General features: G+C 37.6%; 1 protein-coding gene. It reads right to left on the reverse strand.

Annotated elements, in window-relative coordinates; genetic code table 11:
• Positions 1–234 precede the first annotated feature (234 nt).
• Positions 235–1,179 (reverse strand): IS110 family RNA-guided transposase (locus LRP83_RS23115; protein ID WP_230499185.1); only part of this gene is annotated, 945 nt, incomplete at its 5' end.

A 1,179-nucleotide genomic window follows, 5' to 3' on the forward strand; every position in this document is an offset into this window, starting at 1 on the left:
GGAAAACCTCCGCTTATTTACCCCGAACAAACCCTATTCCGAAGTTTAACGGAAAAATCTCCGCTTATTTCTTACGATTAGTCAAGTGTATTTCGTTAATTCATTTATTTTTTTATTTAGATGTATTTGGGAGGGGTACCCCTCCCAAATACATCTAAATTTCCCCATGACGAAAAGACCTAACGATATTCTTTTTTTCGAAAGGTCAGTGTGCTATAGTGAATATAAACTTGGCTACGATTTCTGAGCTGGTAGTGCGGACTCATAATCGTAAAGTATGCCGTGTGTCACTAACTGAAACGTCACTTTCAGAAACTTATTGATACACGCCAAAATCGCGACCTTATGAGGCTTTCTCTGAGGTTGCGTTTTTAATTTGTAATAGTAGTCTACTAAATGATTAGGTTTCCCTTTTGCCATAAGCATCGTACAAATCATAAAAAATAAAATCTTCCGTAGCTTCTTATTTCCTCGTTTATTAATGCGATCACTGTATTGTGTATTGCCAGATTGATAGCGCATAATATCGATGCCAACGTAAGCGTTCAGTTGTTTCGCGTTTTTAAATCGGCGAATATCACCTATTTCGCCAATAAGTCTGCACGCTGTTGTTTCACCAATCCCTGGAAAAGAGCGTAATACGGTATATTCCTTTCTTCCTTCAGACATCATAACCATTTGTTTCACAAGCTGGTCTTTCTTTTCCATTAAATCCGCAATACGTCGGGCATAATCACGTACTTGATTACAACGAATATCCGTTGGTTCAATGGCAGGATATGAATTTTTCGCAGCTTCTAATAACACAGTGGCTTTTTTCTCTGCACGTTCTAGTGAAAGAATTTTACGTGTATTGTTTTTTAACCGATTTTTAATAATTGTCTTTGAATCAGCTAATAAAAGGGCAGGATGTGGATACAATTGCACAAAATTTAAAAATAGCGCTGAACTCGGTGTAATAAGTCGTTCCAACTCTGGAAATGTAAGATGTAAAATGGCATGCATACGATTGCGTAAAAGAATAAGTTCTTCATCAATCTCGTCATAATAACGAGTAATCGCCCGCATCTGTTCATAATAATCATTGTGCACATACGTCGTTTCACGTTCCAATTTAAAGTGGGTTTTCGCTAACTCATGGGCATCGCTAATATCGGTTTTGTGTCGACGCATTGAAGC

Source organism: Pseudoneobacillus rhizosphaerae (assembly GCF_917563885.1).
In the GTDB taxonomy this organism is placed as follows: domain Bacteria; phylum Bacillota; class Bacilli; order Bacillales; family Cytobacillaceae; genus Pseudoneobacillus; species Pseudoneobacillus rhizosphaerae.